Genomic DNA, 15,935 nt, shown 5'->3' with positions numbered 1-15,935 from the left:
CCGGGTGACGGGCAAGGCACGTGGCCGTGCGCCGGTGGTGACCGATGCCGATATTCGGCGGGTCACCCGGGCGTTGCTGTCCGAGCAGGGCGCGGACGCGGTCACCCTGCGGGCGATCGCGCGCGAACTCGGCGTCACCGCGCCCGCGCTGTATCGGCACTATTCGTCGCGCGACGAGTTGATCGAGCGGATGCGGGTGGAGTTCTGCGCCGATCTCGCCCAGTTCCTCTCGACCGAGATCGAGCCGCTGCCCGATGACGGCGCGGTGCGGTTCCTTGCCATCTGCCGGGGTTTCCGGCACTGGGCGCTGGCGAACCCGAGGGAATTCACGCTGGTGTTCGCCTCGCCCACCTCGCAACGGTCGATGATGCACCGCTTCGACGAACCCTTCGGCCGGATCTTCCTCGCCGCCGCGGGCGGACTCCTGGCGAACTTCGAGATCGCCACCCCACCGGGGGAGACCATCCCGGCCGCGCTCCGCGACGACCTCGTCGGCTTCCAGACCGACCTGCTCGCCATGCTCTCCGAATCCGGACAGAAGTTCCCCGCCGAGAAACTCGACCTCGGGGTGACGTATCTGATGGTGCAGATCTGGGCCCGCCTGTTCGGCCACGTCACCCTCGAGGTGTTCGGCAACTACCCGATCCCCCTGGCCGACCCGGAGATCATGTTCGACGCCATGCTCGCCGACCTCGCCCGCACCACAGGTTTCGCCGGCTGAGAGAACCTCCCCTCGGTCACGGGAAAGGTGCGGCGGTGGACCAGGTTTCGCCCGCTACGACGAGGTGGTCGAGGTAGCGCAGGCCCACCGTGCGGGCGGCTTGGTGGAGCAGGGTGCTGGCTCGGCGGTCGTCGGGGCTCGGGGTCGGGTCGCCGGAGGGGTGATTGTGTACCAGCGCGAAGGCTCGGCCGTCGTGACGGAGGACGGTGTTGAGGATTTCGCGGACGGGGACGGCGACGTGGTCGATGGCGCCTTCGGCGACGAAAGCCCGGTGGCGTAGGCGGTTTTGGGTGTCACAGATGAGGACGAGCAAGCGCTCTACGCGGGCACCCGCGAACAGCGGGATCGCTACGGCCGCGATGTCTTCGGGGGTGGTGAGCTGGGGTAGCGACTCGGTAGGGGCACGCGAGCGGGTACCGAGGTGGAAGGCGGCGACGACCGTGGCGGCTTTGGCTGGGCCGATGCCGGCGTGGACGGCCAGTTCTTCCGGTCGGGCGGCGGCGAGTTCGGCCAAACCGCCGTAATCGCCGATCAATTGGGCGGCGACTTCCAGTGCGGATCGGCCACGTGTGCCCTGGCCGAGCAGCAGCGCCAGCAACTCGCCGTCGCTGAGCGCGTGTGGGCCGAGCATGAGCAATCGTTCGCGCGGACGTTGGGCGACAGGCAAACTCGCGATCGGAACCGACATCGTATCCCCCTGCGGATCGGTGACTGACTCCGATGATCGCAGGGGGTACCGACAGACTCGGGCTACCCCTCGGCCACCACCTCGGTGACGAACCCGAACCTGGACCTGTCCCCCTAGGTCGACTCCGCGATGAGAACGGAATCGGCAGCCGGATCTGTGCTGAATACCGAATCTGGATCAAGGGCACTGCCCCGGTCGGTAGGCGGATCTGTGCTGAATACCGAATCTGGATCAAGGGCACTGCCCCGGTCGGTAGGCGGATCTGTGCTGAATACCGAATCTGCCATCAGGCGTTCCAAATTCCGTAGCTGACGTTCGTGCACCACGATGCGGCGCAGCGCCTCGTTGACGGTGGCATTGCTGTCGGCGGTGCCCATGATGTCGGCGGCAGCGGCCAGCAGGCGCTGATCGAGATCTATTCGCAGGGTGCGCACACAACCTCCTCTTCTACGATCGCAATTTTGCGCGATGGCCGCTCGGCTCGTCCGCTAATTCACCGCGTCGTTACCGAAGCCGCGTGTTCGCAAGTCCGCACAGCACTGCGCGACAACGTCAGCAAGCACACAGAAAACACAGTTCACCGCCGGAATCCGACCGCGACGCACCCTGCAACTGTGCAGTTTGCGTAGTTGTCGGCGTGGTTGTTGTCGCGACGGAAATGCGGTGCTTGCCTGGAGTCATGTTCACCGAGGCCCAGCTCTACTCGCCGGTGACGCGCGAGCGTGACGGCGACGTGACAGTGCACCTGAGCGATGACCACCCCGGCGTGCACGACGAGCACTACCGCGCGCGCCGCAACGCCATCGCCGCGCTCGCACTCGACCACTCCCCCGGCGCCCCCGCACCGCACATCGACTACACCGACGACGAGCAACAGGTGTGGCGGATCGCGTCGGCGGAGCTGGCGCGCAAACACGAGATCTATGCCTGCCGTGAGGTGCGGGAGGCAGCGAGAAACCTTGCCCTTCCGCACGATCACATCCCGCAACTCGACGAGGTATCGCGGCTGCTCACCCCCCTCACCGGCTTCCGGTACGTGCCCGCCGCCGGCCTGGTTCCGCTGCGCGAGTTCTTCGGTTCCTTCGCCGAGCGCACCTTCCACTCCACCCAGTACATCCGTCACCACTCCGCGCCGCTCTACACCCCGGAACCCGATGCGATCCACGAGATCATCGGCCACGCCAGCCAGATCGCCAGCCCACGTTTCGCGGCACTGTACGAGACGGTCGGCGCCGCGGTGGCCCGGCTGGAGACCGACATCGCGCTGAAATTCCTCGCCGATGTCTTCTGGTTCTCGCTCGAGTTCGGTGTGGTCCGCGAGAACGACGAAATTCGTTGCTACGGGGCCGGACTGCTGTCGTCCTACGGCGAGATCGACGAGTTCCGGCACGCGCGCCTGCGGCCGCTCGACGTCGCGGAGATGGGCGCCATCGCCTACGACATCACCCACTACCAACCGGTGCTGTACTGCGCGGATTCGGTGGATCAGATAGTCGGCGTGCTCGGCGAATTCTTCGCGACCATGGACGACGAGACACCGGCCAGGCTCGGCCACCCCACCCAGCCGGTATCCTAGCTATCCTCGAAAACCTTGCTACAGAACACAGTTCAACATTTCGTGTTTCTCACTTGTTGGGACCCGACACGCGCGACCGATGCGCGACTGTTACCTTCGACCCGTTCTTCGAGCTTTTTGAAAGGGTCGGGTAGACCGAAAATGACTGTGGACGTGACAGATACGCAGGCCGAGCAGAACCCGGAACCGGAGGCGCCCCTGTGGCTGCAGGGCCGGGAAGCCGTGATCGCCGCCGCAGCGCCGGAGGAATGGCGCGGCAACGTTCCCGACTACGAACTGAGCCACGAGGTGATCCCGCGCGAGCGCAGCGTCGAGCACGCGCCCGGATCCCTGGAGGCGATCGTCGAAGACCTGGTGAAGGTCTTCGAAATGGAGGTCTCGCACAAGGCCGACCCCGCCACCTGGCTGTCGGTGGTGGCCGAGCACTACCGCGGCCGGGTCAACGGTGGGACGTGGCAGGACGCCGAGGAGTTCGCTCGTATCGGCAGCTACAACATTCTGATCGGCGACAACCCGTATTACGACGCCGCGAACGAGACCTTCGATTCCTCGCACCACATCTTCCACACCGCCTTCCCCGGCGGGTTCTTCTGGGAGGTCCAGGAAGTGCTGTCGGGCCCGCCGTCGGTGAGCTTCCGCTGGCGACACTGGGGCAAGTTCGAGGGCGAGTACAAGGGCCACCAGCCCACCGGTGAGCAGATCGAGATGTTCGGTGTGACCATCGCCCGCGTCAGCGAGGATCTGCGCATCCTCGAGCTGGAACACTTCTACGACAACAACCAACTGTTGGGCCCGCTGGCACACGGCTGCCCTGTGCAGCACGGCAAGTCGGAGTAATCAGGCCGGATCGTCGAACGGCAGGCCGGCCTGCAGGAATGTCAGGGCGGCACTGACGTTGGTGACATTCATCGGAGTGGCGGGCGCGATGGCGAGCATGGAGCCGATCATCGCGCCCGCGGCTACCCGCACGTCGAAATCGTCCGCGGACCGACCCGTGTAGTCGGCCAGCATCTGGGCGGCGAGTTCGATACTGCGCAGAAATTCCAAACCGATCGCCGAGCGTAGTTCCGGCACGTGGAACAGCAGCGCCTGCCGTTCCTGCTCGAAGGCGAGGTCGGCGGGCGACATCCTGCCGAACACCGCCGCGGTCGCGGTGCGGATGGCGGTGATCGGATTCAGGCCGCGCGGAAGCGTGGCCAGCTCCTCGATCATCACCGGGTCCTGGTCGTCGGCGATGACCAGCTGTTCCTTGGTCGGGAAGTAGCGGAAGAAGGTGCTGGGCGAGATCTCGGCCGCCGCCGCGATCTGCTCCACCGTGGTCTCGGTGTAGCCCTGTTCCCGGAACAGCCGGAACGCCTCGACCCTGATGGTTCGGCGGGTCCGCTCCTTCTTCCGCTCGCGTAGCGACATCTCAACCGACATGTATCGATTCTGCCGCATCCGAGGCGGTAACCGGTGCTGTCGGTCGCCGCAGCCACACTGCGGTCACGAGTGCGGCGACCAGACACAGCGCCGCACACAGTCCGAGCATGGTGTCCATGCCCGCCACGAAGGCCTGCTGCACCTGCGCCAGTATCGCCGGATCGCCGGTCTCCCCCGCCACCGCGACGCCCGCATTGACGCCGTCGGAGATCGGCGCACGGTCGAGCGCACCGAGGTCGGCCCGGTACCGGGTGGCCAGCACGGTGCCGAGCACGGCGACGCCGATGGTGCCACCCGCCTGCCGAAGTGCTTGCAGCAGTGCTGAACCCGAGCCCGAACGTTCGGCGGTCAGTTCACCCATCCCCAGGCCGACCGCCGCCGGCATCACCATGCCGAGACCGGCGCCGAGCACCGTCGTCCACAGTGCGGTCAGCCCGTAGCCGCTGTCGACCGTGGTGAACGCGCCGAGTCCGAGGCCACCGGCGAGCACGAGCAGTCCGGCGGTGATCACCACCCGCACGCCGAGCCGAGGCAGCAGCAGGTCGACCAGTCTGCTGCCGACGACGAGTCCGCCGATCAACGGCAGCAGTCGCAGCCCACTGCCGAGCGCGTCGACGCCGAGCACGGCCTGGAAGTACTGCGGGACGGTGAAGAACATGCCGAACATGGCGAAGCTGACCAGGATCGAAATCGCCGTGCCCCACCGGAAGCCGGGCGCGGCGAACAGCGCGAGGTCGATCAGCGGATACTCGGCGCGGCGCTGCCACCACAGGAACACCGCGAGCGTCGCCGCCCCGGCACCGACGACGAGCCAGCCGATCGGATCGTCCCAGCCGCGTTCACCGATGCGGATGAAGCCGTAGGTCAGCCCGAGCATGCCTGCCGCGGAGAGCAGCGCGCCGAGGAGATCGACGCGGAAAATGGTGTCACTGCGCGATTCCGGCACCAGAGTGGCGACGGCCAGTGCGCCGATGACGACCAGCGGCACATTGATCAGGAACACCGAACCCCACCAGAAGTGCTGCAGCAGCCAACCCCCGAGGATCGGGCCGAGCGGCAGGCCGATGGCGGTCGAGGTGACCCAGATCGTCAGCGCGCGTTGCCGCTCGACGGGGTCGGTGAACAACACCGGCAGCACCGACATCGACAGCGGCACCAGGGCGGCGGCGGCGATGCCGAGCACCACTCGTGCCGCGATCAGCTGACCCGACGAGCCCGCGAACGCGCAGGCCAGCGAGGCCACACCGAACAGCACCAGCGCGGCGAGCAGCACCTTCTTCCGGCCGTAGCGGTCGCCGAGCGCGCCCGCGGGCAGCATCAGCGCGGCGAGGGCAAGGGTGTAGGCGCTGCTGAACCATTGCAGCGCAGCGGTATTCGCGTCCAGGTCGACCGCGAGCGTCGGGATGGCGACGGTGAGCACGGTGACGTCGAGTCCGATGGTGAGCATCGCCACGGCAAGCGCGCCGAGCGCGAGCCAGCGGCGGGTTTCTTCCGTCCGCATATCTCCTCCAAAATGAGAGTGTCTACTTTTTGATAGTAACTCTCATTTGCTAGTGAGTGTCAATAGATGCGTGGGTCGAGGAACGCCGCGCGGCAGCGACTATTAGGCTGCGAGGCGATGAGGATTCGCGAAGTCGGCCTGCGCGCCGCATGCTTTCTCGGCGCTGCCGTCACCGTCACCGCCCTCGCAGGCGCTCCCGCCGTCGCCGTACCCGACACCGCCGGGCCGCCGACCAGCGCCCCCGCACCGGGCGCGACGACCACGCCCCCGTTCACCACGCCGAACACCGACGACTGCCCACAGAAGACGCAGCCGCCCGCACCGATCGACACCTCGGAGGTGCCTGCCCCCGGCGAACCGACACCGAGCCGGATACCTGTTCCCTCCCCCGCTATCGGTGGTCAGCGGATGGGAGACTGCGGGGTGGTCACGCCCGACGGCACGCCCCCGGTGCCCGCCGAGATCTCGGCCACCGCGTGGATGGTCTCCGACCTCGACACCGGTCGCGTACTCGCCGCCAAGGACCCGCACGGCCGCTACCGCCCCGCCAGCACCATCAAGGTCGCCCTCGCCATCGTGGCGCTGCGCAGCCTGGATCTGGACAAGGTGGTGATCGGGACGCAGGCCGACGCCGACGTCGACGGCACCAAGGTCGGCATCGGCCCCGGCGGGCGCTACACCAACCGCCAGCTCATGCAGGCCCTGATCATGTGCTCGGGCAACGACGCCGCCCACGCCATCGCCACCCAGCTCGGCGGCGACAAGGCCACCGTGGCGAAGATGAACGAGGTGGCGAAGTCGTTGCGCGCGTTGGACACTCGCGCGGCGACCCCGTCCGGCCTCGACGGGCCCGGCATGAGCACCTCGGCCTACGACCTGTCGGTGCTGTTCCGCGAGGCGATGAACATCCCGCTGTTCGCCGAACTGATCCACACCGAACAGGTCGACTTCCCCGGCTTTCCCGCCGACCCCGAGATCCCCGGCGACAAGGATCACCCCGGCTTCCCGATCGCCAACGACAACCAGCTGCTCTACAACTACGAGGGCGCGATCGGCGGCAAGACCGGTTTCACCGACGATGCTCGCCAGACCTTCGTCGCCGCCGCCGAACGCGACGGACATCGTCTGGTCGTCACCCTGCTCAAGGCCGATGTACGCCCGATCCGGCCGTGGGAACAGGCCGCGCGCCTGCTGGACTACGGTTTCGCCCTCGACACCGACGCCAGGATCGGCAAGCTGCCCGAAACAGGCAGCGAGGCGATACAACCCAGTGTGCCGCTGGCCTCCCCACCGCCGCGCGCCGACGGTTCCCAAGCCGAGCCGGAGCGGTCCACCCATCAGGGCGCACGCATCGCCACCTTGATCGGCGGTCCGGTGTTTGTCGTGGTGCTGTTGCTGTTGGCGCGCCGGGCATTCCGGCGCAGGCGCTGACCGGGCGCTACTTGCGCCTACCGACCAGCAACAGCGCGAGCGCCGCGACCGCGCCTGCTCCGAAATAGGCGGCGCCCGCCCCTGTCGACATCCCGTGCTCGACCACGCGCGGCCGGATGACCACCGCGTTCGGCGGCGCGATCGTCACAGCAGGCTCGTTGTCGCGCGAGGTCGCCGCCCACGCGGTCGCGAACAGCAGAATCCGATAGGACATGTAGCTGAACACCATCAGACCGATGATCGAACCGAACGTCGCCCCCACCGGGCTGGACAGCACCACGCGCAGGTAGATCGCAGCGATGATCTTGAAGATCTCGAAGGCCACCGCGGCCAGCATCGCCGCCCGCACCGCGCTGCGCAACGACACCGGCTCGCGCGGCAGCCGCGCGATCATCCACGCGAACACCGCCCACGACGCGAGCAAACCGAGCGCGATCGATACCAACCGCAACACCAGCGAGGCGCCGGGCAGATGGTCGGTCCCCAGGAATTCGAGCACCCCCTTGCCCAACCCGCTCGCGGAGACCGCCGACAGACCGAGCGACACCACGAAGGCGAGCCCGAGACCGACCAGCGCACCGATATCCGACAGTTTGGCCAGCCACCACGGCTTGTCGGGACTCTGGGTGTCCCACTGCTCGGTGAGCGCGGCCCGCAGGTTCGCGATCCAGCCGAGCCCGGTGTAGAGCCCGACCAGCAGGCCGATGACGCCGACCGTGCCGCGGGAATTCATCGCCTGTTCGATGAGGTCGTTGATCTGGGTACCGAAGGAGCTGGGAACCTTCTCGACGACCTTCTCCTGCAGCTCGGTCAACAGTTCCGGTTGCCCGGCCAGGATGAAACCGGCCACCGAGAAGGCCACCATCAGCAGCGGAAACAGCGACAGCACAGTGAAATACGTGATGCCCGCGGCGAAGAAGTCGCCACGCTGGCTCTGGAACCGCCCACCGGCCCTGACCAGATGATCCAGCCAGGGCCTGCGCCCGATGTGCTTCTCGACGGTTGCCGAGATGTTGTCGATCAACTGCATGACACGCGCCCCTTCAGCGAAAACCTCAGGTGCGCAACGGGTCAGCGAGCGAGGAAGCCAACCCGGTCGTACACCTGAGCAAGTGTGTTGCCTGCGATCTCACGCGCCCGTTCGGCACCCGCGGCCAGAATCCGGTCCAGTTCTGTCTGATCGGACAGGTAGTCCTGGACCTTCTTCTGTACGGGCGTGACGAATTCGACCAGCGCGTCGGCCACCTCGGCCTTGAGATCACCGTAGCCCTTACCCTCGAAATTCACCTCGAGGTCAACGATCGGGGTTTCGCGCAGCGAGCTCAGGATCACCAGCAGATTGCTGACGCCCGCCTTGTTCGCCGGGTCGTAGCGGATCTCGCGCTCGGTGTCGGTGACCGCCGAACGCACCTTCTTGGCGGTGACCTTCGGGTCGTCGAGCAGGTTGATGAGCCCGGCGTCGCTGGACGCCGACTTGCTCATCTTCGCGGTGGGGTCCTGCAGATCGAAGATCTTCGCGGTGCCCTTGACGATGTGCGGTTCGGGCACCACGAAGGTCTTCTTGTAGCGAGTGTTGAAGCGCTGGGCCAGGTTTCGGGTCAGCTCGAGATGCTGGCGCTGGTCCTCGCCGACCGGCACCTGATGCGGGCGGTAGAGCAGGATGTCGGCGGCCATCAGCACCGGGTAGGTGAACAGGCCGACGGTCGCGTTCTCGGCGCCCTGCTTGACCGACTTGTCCTTGAACTGGGTCATCCGACCTGCCTCACCGAAACCGGTGATACAGCTGAGCACCCACGACAGCTCGGCGTGCTCGGGCACCTGACTCTGCACGAACAGGGTGGACTTGGCCGGGTCGATGCCGAGCGCGAGCAGCTGGGCCGCGGCGGACTTGGTGCGCGCGCGCAGTGCCTTGGGGTCCTGGCTGACGGTGATCGCGTGCATATCCGGAATGAAGTACAGCGCGTCGTACTCGTCCTGCATCGTCACCCAGTACTGCAGCGCACCCAGGTAGTTGCCGAGGTGGAAGGAGTCGCTGGTGGGCTGGATGCCCGACAGCACCCGCTGCTTACGTTCGGCCGTCGCGGCCGGGGCAGGACTGGACATGCCCCAATCTTTCCATGGGCATCAAGCGGAATTTCTCTGCACCCAGTTACGCGGATCGACGCCGGGCATGCTCGGGTGCCCCGTCTTCACCATGTGCTGTTCGCGACGGGCCAGCAGCTGGTAGGAGGGGGCGCTCGGTCCGGCGAGGGTGCTCGCGAGCACCCGGGGCGCCAACGGTGGGGCGAGGTGGGCGGTGCGGATGCCGGTGCACAGCGCGCGGTGGGCGAGTTCGTCGGCGATGCCCCACTCGATGCCGTACATCTGTCGGATCCGGGCCGGGAGGCTGCCCTGCACGAGCAGATACAGCGCCGTGCCGACCTGCTCGGCGGGCGGACGCTGCCGGTAGGCCTTGCGGTGGCCTGCCAGGAAGGAACCGACCAGGGCCGCCTCGTCGGTGAGGAACAGTTCGGTGGAGTTCAGATAGGTGTCGAAGTAGCGGCGGAAGGCCGGGTAGTCGGCGGGCGCGGCGTCGCGCGGCATGCCGAACAGCTCGCCCCAGCGGACGTAGTCCTGGTAGAGGTCTTCGCGTTCGGTGGCGGTGAGTTCGCGCACGAGCCGGTCGTACATCACCTCGGCCGAATCGAAGGTGAAGGCCATGGTCATGAACATCAGGTGCGGGTCATGGGCCGCGTAGGCGGTGCCCGCGGGATGGTGGGCGCCCGCGTCTTCGGGCAGGGCGCCGACCACCGCGTCGTGCTTGCGCCTGGTGAAGGCCAGCGCGCGATCTGCCTCAGCCTTGCTGCCGAGGAACACCGCTTCGAACAGGGCACCGGTGATGGCCAGCCGGGTGTAGGGGGTCTCCCGGTGCGCGGTGTGTTCGCTGGTGCCGACGAACAGCAGCGGGTGCACCGCACCGATCACCAGCGCCCGCACGCCGTAGGTCAGACCGACCGCGCGCTTGCTCATCACCCGCCGGATCATCGAATCGTCGGCGAAATATCCGGGTTCGCCCTGTCGTACAGCCATGCTGCGCCTCCTCTTCTTGGTCGAGGCAAGAGTGCATCTGGCAATAGAATCCCCCAGAATTGGTATTCTGGCAAGAGCTTCTACCAGAACAACAGCGGAGGACGGCGGCGCGCAGAATGGAAGCCGTGGCAGCACAACGGACATACGGCGGCGTCTCGGCGCCGCAGCGGCAGGCGCAGCGGCGCACCGCACTGTTGGACGCGGCGCTCGACATCGTCGCCGAGGACGGGCAGGCCAAACTCACCGTCGCCGGGCTGTGCGCCCGCGCCGGTCTCAACGAGCGCTACTACTACGAGAGCTTCGAAACGCGCGACGGCGTGCTGGAAGCACTACTCGACCGGATCGCCGAGGAACTCACCACGGCGATCGCGACAGCACTGGCGACCGCTGCCCCCGACAGCCGCACCCAGGCCCATGCCGCGATCGACGCGGGCATCTCAGTGCTCACCGACGATCCACGCAAGGCACACGCCGCCCTGATCGCCGGGATGGCGACCCCGGAATTGCGCGCGCGCACCGCCCGAACGGTGCGCGCCTTCGCCCGTCTGGTCGCCGCCGAAGGTACCGGATTCTATGGCGGTGACGTCCCACAGAAACTGGTCGACTTCCGGGCGATCTACCTGGTCGGCGGCCTGACCCAGGCCCTCACGACCTGGCTGGCCGGCGATCTCGACCTCACGCGCGAAGAGCTGATCGACCAGATCACCGACGTCTTCGTGTTACTCGGCGACGACCTGGCCGACCGCCACCGCTGAGAGCACTCGACTCCTAGCTGATCGGGATGCACCGTGTCGAGCATGTCCCGTCACAGGTTGCGCGGAACCGAGCGCGAGGTACTGCTCATTCCATCCCGCAGAGCGGGCTGACGCAGGGCCCCGACGATCCGTTGGACAACCAGGCGAGCGCGTAATCGATGCTCGACACGACCTCCGGTGTCAGCAGCGCCGATCCGCTGTCGGCCACCGGCACCGCCTGCGGCGCGCTCGCGGCGCCGACGGGGATGCACGTATCGAGCATGATGCCGTCGCACGGCTGGGAGGAACCGAGCCCGATCTGCCGCAGGAGAGCCTCGATCAGGGCACCGCCGGACGATCCGGTCGTGGGCCCCGCGACCGGAGCCGGCACCGCATCGGCCGAGGCCATCGCGGCACCCGACATCATGATCGCGGCGGCAATGCCCGCGCTCGCCAATACTCGCTTCATCGTTTCAAGTTCTCCTCATCGGCGGCCTCCGCAGCCGCGCGGTGAGAACGTTAAGCGGGCTGATCACGCGGTGGCAGCCGCCAATTCCAGTGGCATCGAATGTGTGGCTATCGGCGGCGACGCCTACGCAGCAGGATGAACGTGATGATGCCGCCGACGACGAGCACGAACGCGACAACGGCGATGCCGGTACCGAGCAGCGCAGGGGAGTTGTCGTCGTCGGAGTCGGTGGCCTGTGCGGTGTCCGGTACGTTCCCGGCGGAGCTACCAGTGGACCCCGGCACCGTCTGATAAGTGGGGCCGGGCTCCGGCGTTCCGGTCACTGCCAGGTCCAGCTCGATGGGAACGGGACGGACGGCACCGCGGTCGTGCACGGTCGGGGCGGCCTGCACGGCGATGTAGTACCAGCCGGCCATGGCGTTCTCCGACACCTCTTTTTCCGAGGATTCGCGATTTCGGTAGCGGACCTCGGGGATGGCCAAGGCTTCCTTGCTGTTGGGCACGATATCGGGCGAACCGTTGTAGGACGAGAACTCGTAGTCGACCTCCTTGCGGTACGGCGTGTACAGCGTGGTGGTGACGGCCGAGACATTGTCCAGGCCCCGACCCGGCGACTCGAGGAACCGCACCCGATAGGCCAAGCCCTGACCCCAGTCGAGTTTCACCTTGTAGAACACGAATTCGCCGCGCTGCACGGTGTCGCTGTAGACACCGGGCCCGTCGAGCGCGGTCGCCACGTTGAACGAGCCGCCGCCTGCCACCGGTACGACCGGACTGCTCGGCAAGGTGAACGACACCGGTTCGGGTTGCGCCGCCGGGCCCGCGTCGGTGACACCCGGTTCGACCGCGACATTCAGTTCCAGCGGCAACGTCGCCGGTGCGCTGTCTGCGACGCCGGCCCATTCCACGGTGAAGTAGTACCGGCCGCCGCCCTTGCACTGTTCGGTGCGCTCCGTGCTGTCCTTCGGTTCGGTCGCGCCGGTCCATGTCGAGTTGACCGTGAGCGCCACACCATCAGTGGATCGCACGGCGCTCTCGTGTTCGAAGACGTTGCAGTCCTTGCCTTCTGCGCCGAATACCCGCATGTACAAGCTGTTGTTCGCACGCACCGCGTCTTCGCCGAGCGGAAAGGACACCGTGCCGCTGAAGTAGGCGGTGGCCCCCTCGGGAACGTCGACGGCGTAGTAGCGCGGCTTCTTGTGGCCGATGGTGTCGAGGTATTGCCCCGGCGCTACCACCGGTGCGTTCTGGTAGACCTGGCCACCTTCGACCGGTGTGCCCGCCGACGCGTATTCGCGCAGCGCCGCGGTGCTCACGCGGGGTAGCACCTGCTCGAGCTTTTTGCCGTCGGCGGCGTCGGTGTAGGTGCCGCCGGTGGTTTCCGCGACGCAGGTCAGCTGGGCACGGGAGGCATCGTCGACACCGAAACCGATGGTGTGCACGACGATATCGGCGCCCTGGCTGCTGAGTTCACGCGCGACCTCGCACGGGTCGGGCGGTGCACAGGTGTCGAGTCCGTCGGAGACCAGCACGATCGAGCGCGGACCCTCGGTCGGCAGGGCGCTCGCCGCTGTGCGTAGTGCGGCGCCGATCGGGGTGAACCCGCTGGGTGTGATGGCGTCGACGGCTGTGGTGAGTGCGGACCTGTCGATGGTTTCGGCCGGTTCGAGCACCGAGACATCGCGGCAGCCCACGGCTTTTTCGGCTTCGGTGGACCCGGTGCCGGTGCCGTAGACCGACAGTCCGACCTTCGCTTCAGCGGGCGCGGTCTGCACGAAACTGCGAACCGCGGTCTTCGCCGCGTCCATCTTGGTGCCACCACCGGGATCGGCGGCGAGCATCGAACCGGAGGCGTCGAGTACCAGCATGGTCGGCGCGTATCGGGCAGCTGTCGGCGCGGCCTGCGCGGGAACCGTCAGCGGCAGCAGGCCGATCACTGCCACCGCGCCGAGGCCGATCATCTTCGCACAACGCATCACGCGGGCCGAACTCCGTTCCGATCCGCCGCATCTCGACGCACCAGCAATCGACCCTAGCCACGCGAGTTACGGATAGGGAACCTTACGGACAGGAACTCGCGTCGATCTGAGCCATCGCACCGAACGCCGCCACCGCTGAGCTCGGGCCGGAACACCGAGCTCAGGGCAGCCCGACCCCGACCCACCGCGATCGGCTACACCTGTGCAGTTGACGTCAGTACGGCGTGCAGACAGCGAGCGGGCCGGGGCACTTCGCGGAGGAGCCGGAGGCTATCTCGACGATGTCGAGGAGAATCCCGTCGATGATCGCGCTCGATCCCGAAGCCGGTTCCTCGATCAGCCCCACATTCGCCTGCTGGGCATAAGTTTGCGGTGCCGGGCCCGCATCGGCCGCGCTCATGCCGGTGGCCGCCGCCATGATCGCGGTGAAAATACCCGCGCCGACCAGTACTCGCTTCATCGTGTCTCCTCGCCGTGAGGCCATGGATGGCCGCACAGTCGAGGACGCTAGGCGGCCTGATCACGGTGCGGCAGCCGCGAATTCCGGTGGCACCGGAATCGGGTCAGGCGGACAGGGCGACCGCGCCGAAGGTTTCCGGGTCTCCCTGCAGGACAACGCGGAAGGCGACGTCGCGGCGGGTCCAGTAGGCGGCGCAGTCGCGCATGGCGCTGTCGAACCAGGCGCGTTCGGTGGGGTCCTCGGCGAGCAGGTCGTCCGCGGTGCGCACCATCACCACGTAGCCGGGGGCGTCGCCGACGAAATCGTCCAGGTCGCGCAGGCATTCGTCGAAGGCGTCCTTGTTGGCGCCGAAGTAGTACGGGAACTGGAAGGCCGCGGCGAATTCGTCGAACAGCTCGGCCATGGTGCGCATCTTGGCGCCGCGGAGTTCGCGGACGCGGTAGTCGGCGGGGGCGTCGTAGCGGACGCCGCTGAACTGGTTGGCATCCACCGCCAATGCGCCGAGTACCGGTGCCGTGGTGGCGGCCGGCGCCTCGGCGCTGGGACGAGCGAGGAACTGCGACAGCGTCATTCGCGGAGTCATCAGCGCATCCTTGTGAAGGTTTCGTAGTGGTCGCCGGTGTACCAGGCGGAGCCGTCGCTGCCGGTGACGATGCGTTCGGCGTCACGACCGCGGTTGGGCTGCTTGGGATTCACATCCCACTCCTGGTATTTCACCGCTTTGCCCGCCGAATCCTTGGGCGGCAGTTTGGTTCCGCGGTTCATGAACTGCTCGCCGCCCTTGGTGCCCTGCGCGTTCGCCGAGCCGGGCCAGCGACCCGCATCGATTTCGACGAGGGTCACGTAGGCGCGATCGGGCACACCGGCGGTCTTGGTGACCGGCGAGGCCGACGAATTCCCGACGGGCGGACCCGGTTTCGGCGCGTTCGCGGTGGTGGTGACCCCTGCGACGGCACGCGTACTGGTGGTCGTGGTGGTGCTGTCGGTACCACTCCCGCCGAACAGGGTGAGCCCGATGGCCGCCAGGACGAGAACGAGTCCACCGAGCAGGCTGAGAGTCTTGCGTGAGAGTTTCATCGATATTGGACAGTAACCGGCGCGTGGTCGGACCAGCGCTGGTCGTAGGCATCAGCGCGTTCGACGACGGCCTGCTTGGCGCGACCGGTCAGCTCGCCCAGTGCCAGCTGGTAGTCGATCCGCCACCCGGAATCGTTGTCGAAGGCGCGGCCGCGGTAGGACCACCAGCTGTAAGGGCCCGCGACGTCGGGGTGCAGGGCGCGGACCACGTCGACGTAGCCCGCGGCGAGCAGTTCGGCGATCCAGGCGCGTTCCTCGGGCAGGAAGCCCGCCGACTTCTGGTTGCCCTTCCAGTTCTTCAGGTCGACCTCGGCGGGGGCGATATTCCAGTCGCCGCTCACCACGAACTCGCCGGTGCGCGCCTTCAGGTACGCGCCGAGCTCGGCCATGAACCGGTACTTCTCGTCCTGCTTGGGGGTGTTCTCCTCCCCTGAGTGCACATAGACGCTCGCCGCGGTGATGTCGTCGAAATCGGCCTCGATATAGCGGCCCGACGCCGCGAACTCGGTGCTGCCGAACCCGACGCGCACGGCATCGGGTGCGCGCCGCGACAGAATCCCCACCCCGGCGCGGCCCTTGGATTCGGGCTCGGCATGTGAGAGCACCCAACCCGCGTCGAGTGCGGGAGCCAACGCCGCGGCGGTCTGCGCGTCGGTCGCTCTGGTCTCCTGTAGGCAGACGATGTCGGCTTCGGTCGCCGCCAACCAGGCCAACATGCCCTTGGTCGATGCGGCACGGACCCCGTTAACGTTCACAGTCGAGAGGATTATCGGCACCGTACGACCGTACAATGCAGGCAGGGATGCTC

18 protein-coding genes are annotated in these 15,935 nt (G+C 67.1%); 5 read left to right on the top strand and 13 right to left on the bottom strand.

Annotated elements, in window-relative coordinates:
- Positions 1 to 4: 4 nt before the first annotated feature.
- Positions 5 to 721: a TetR/AcrR family transcriptional regulator gene (locus IBJ82_RS12475; protein ID WP_328659470.1), complete on the top strand. Its 717-nt coding sequence runs from the start codon at positions 5 to 7 to the stop codon at positions 719 to 721.
- A gap of 16 nt (positions 722 to 737) precedes the next feature.
- Here the strand turns inward: IBJ82_RS12475 and IBJ82_RS12470 are convergent, their stop codons facing one another.
- Together IBJ82_RS12470 and IBJ82_RS34660 are read right to left on the bottom strand one after the other, a co-directional pair.
- A complete protein-coding gene (locus tag IBJ82_RS12470) occupies positions 738 to 1,409 on the bottom strand; it encodes a RadC family protein (RefSeq protein ID WP_194826019.1) in 672 nt (223 codons plus the stop codon).
- A 113-nt stretch (positions 1,410 to 1,522) separates the two neighbouring features.
- Positions 1,523 to 1,843, bottom strand: coding sequence for a type II toxin-antitoxin system VapB family antitoxin (locus IBJ82_RS34660; RefSeq protein WP_228536858.1), 321 nt, complete (start codon positions 1,841 to 1,843; stop codon positions 1,523 to 1,525).
- A gap of 245 nt (positions 1,844 to 2,088) precedes the next feature.
- Here IBJ82_RS34660 and IBJ82_RS12460 point away from each other — a divergent pair, with 245 nt between their 5' ends.
- On the top strand, positions 2,089 to 2,985 hold the full coding sequence (locus tag IBJ82_RS12460; RefSeq protein WP_194826018.1) for a phenylalanine 4-monooxygenase: 897 nt from the start codon (positions 2,089 to 2,091) through the stop codon (positions 2,983 to 2,985).
- 153 nt (positions 2,986 to 3,138) lie between these two features.
- On the top strand, positions 3,139 to 3,822 hold the full coding sequence (locus IBJ82_RS12455) for an ester cyclase (protein WP_370585282.1): 684 nt from the start codon (positions 3,139 to 3,141) through the stop codon (positions 3,820 to 3,822).
- Here IBJ82_RS12455 and IBJ82_RS12450 read toward each other — a convergent pair whose 3' ends face one another.
- On the bottom strand, positions 3,823 to 4,407 hold the full coding sequence (locus IBJ82_RS12450) for a TetR family transcriptional regulator (protein WP_194826016.1): 585 nt from the start codon (positions 4,405 to 4,407) through the stop codon (positions 3,823 to 3,825).
- A complete protein-coding gene (locus IBJ82_RS12445) occupies positions 4,397 to 5,908 on the bottom strand; it encodes an MFS transporter (protein ID WP_194826015.1) in 1,512 nt (503 codons plus the stop codon). The genes IBJ82_RS12450 and IBJ82_RS12445 overlap by 11 nt, the downstream gene beginning before the upstream one ends.
- Before the next feature lie 117 nt (positions 5,909 to 6,025).
- Between IBJ82_RS12445 and IBJ82_RS12440 the strand changes: the two genes are divergently transcribed.
- Complete coding sequence (locus tag IBJ82_RS12440; RefSeq protein ID WP_194826014.1) at positions 6,026 to 7,339, top strand: D-alanyl-D-alanine carboxypeptidase family protein; 1,314 nt, start codon at positions 6,026 to 6,028, stop codon at positions 7,337 to 7,339.
- 7 nt (positions 7,340 to 7,346) lie between these two features.
- Here the strand turns inward: IBJ82_RS12440 and yhjD are convergent, their stop codons facing one another.
- The 3 genes from yhjD to IBJ82_RS12425 are packed head-to-tail and all read right to left on the bottom strand — an operon-like array spanning position 7,347 to position 10,408.
- Positions 7,347 to 8,369 (bottom strand): inner membrane protein YhjD, encoded by a 1,023-nt coding sequence (gene yhjD / locus IBJ82_RS12435; RefSeq protein ID WP_194826013.1) that lies wholly within the window; start codon positions 8,367 to 8,369, stop codon positions 7,347 to 7,349.
- Positions 8,370 to 8,410: 41 nt separating this feature from the next.
- Positions 8,411 to 9,442, bottom strand: coding sequence for a tryptophan--tRNA ligase (gene trpS / locus IBJ82_RS12430; protein ID WP_194826012.1), 1,032 nt, complete (start codon positions 9,440 to 9,442; stop codon positions 8,411 to 8,413).
- Positions 9,443 to 9,463: 21 nt separating this feature from the next.
- Positions 9,464 to 10,408, bottom strand: coding sequence for an oxygenase MpaB family protein (locus IBJ82_RS12425; RefSeq protein WP_194826011.1), 945 nt, complete (start codon positions 10,406 to 10,408; stop codon positions 9,464 to 9,466).
- A gap of 116 nt (positions 10,409 to 10,524) precedes the next feature.
- Here IBJ82_RS12425 and IBJ82_RS12420 point away from each other — a divergent pair, with 116 nt between their 5' ends.
- Positions 10,525 to 11,163, top strand: coding sequence for a TetR/AcrR family transcriptional regulator (locus tag IBJ82_RS12420; RefSeq protein WP_194826010.1), 639 nt, complete (start codon positions 10,525 to 10,527; stop codon positions 11,161 to 11,163).
- A gap of 85 nt (positions 11,164 to 11,248) precedes the next feature.
- Here IBJ82_RS12420 and IBJ82_RS12415 read toward each other — a convergent pair whose 3' ends face one another.
- From IBJ82_RS12415 to IBJ82_RS12390, 6 genes are all read right to left on the bottom strand, one after another.
- On the bottom strand, positions 11,249 to 11,611 hold the full coding sequence (locus tag IBJ82_RS12415) for a hypothetical protein (protein WP_194826009.1): 363 nt from the start codon (positions 11,609 to 11,611) through the stop codon (positions 11,249 to 11,251).
- Between the two features lie 107 nt (positions 11,612 to 11,718).
- A complete protein-coding gene (locus IBJ82_RS12410) occupies positions 11,719 to 13,587 on the bottom strand; it encodes a VWA domain-containing protein (RefSeq protein WP_194826247.1) in 1,869 nt (622 codons plus the stop codon).
- A 217-nt stretch (positions 13,588 to 13,804) separates the two neighbouring features.
- Positions 13,805 to 14,050: a hypothetical protein gene (locus tag IBJ82_RS12405; protein WP_194826008.1), complete on the bottom strand. Its 246-nt coding sequence runs from the start codon at positions 14,048 to 14,050 to the stop codon at positions 13,805 to 13,807.
- Positions 14,051 to 14,153: 103 nt separating this feature from the next.
- Positions 14,154 to 14,633: a barstar family protein gene (locus IBJ82_RS12400; protein WP_194826007.1), complete on the bottom strand. Its 480-nt coding sequence runs from the start codon at positions 14,631 to 14,633 to the stop codon at positions 14,154 to 14,156.
- Positions 14,633 to 15,127, bottom strand: a complete 495-nt coding sequence (locus IBJ82_RS12395; protein WP_194826006.1) for a ribonuclease domain-containing protein — start codon at positions 15,125 to 15,127, stop codon at positions 14,633 to 14,635. Before IBJ82_RS12395 ends, IBJ82_RS12400 begins: the two co-directional genes overlap by 1 nt.
- Entirely contained in the window at positions 15,124 to 15,903 is a 780-nt protein-coding gene (locus IBJ82_RS12390; RefSeq protein ID WP_194826005.1) for an exodeoxyribonuclease III, read from the bottom strand. Before IBJ82_RS12390 ends, IBJ82_RS12395 begins: the two co-directional genes overlap by 4 nt.
- Between the last annotated feature and the right edge of the window lie 32 nt (positions 15,904 to 15,935).

It is taken from the genome of Nocardia sp. XZ_19_231 (assembly GCF_015355705.1).
Lineage (GTDB): Bacteria > Actinomycetota > Actinomycetes > Mycobacteriales > Mycobacteriaceae > Nocardia > Nocardia salmonicida.
The sequence above is the reverse complement of the archived record's forward strand: the minus strand, read 5'-3'. Positions and strand labels throughout refer to the sequence as shown.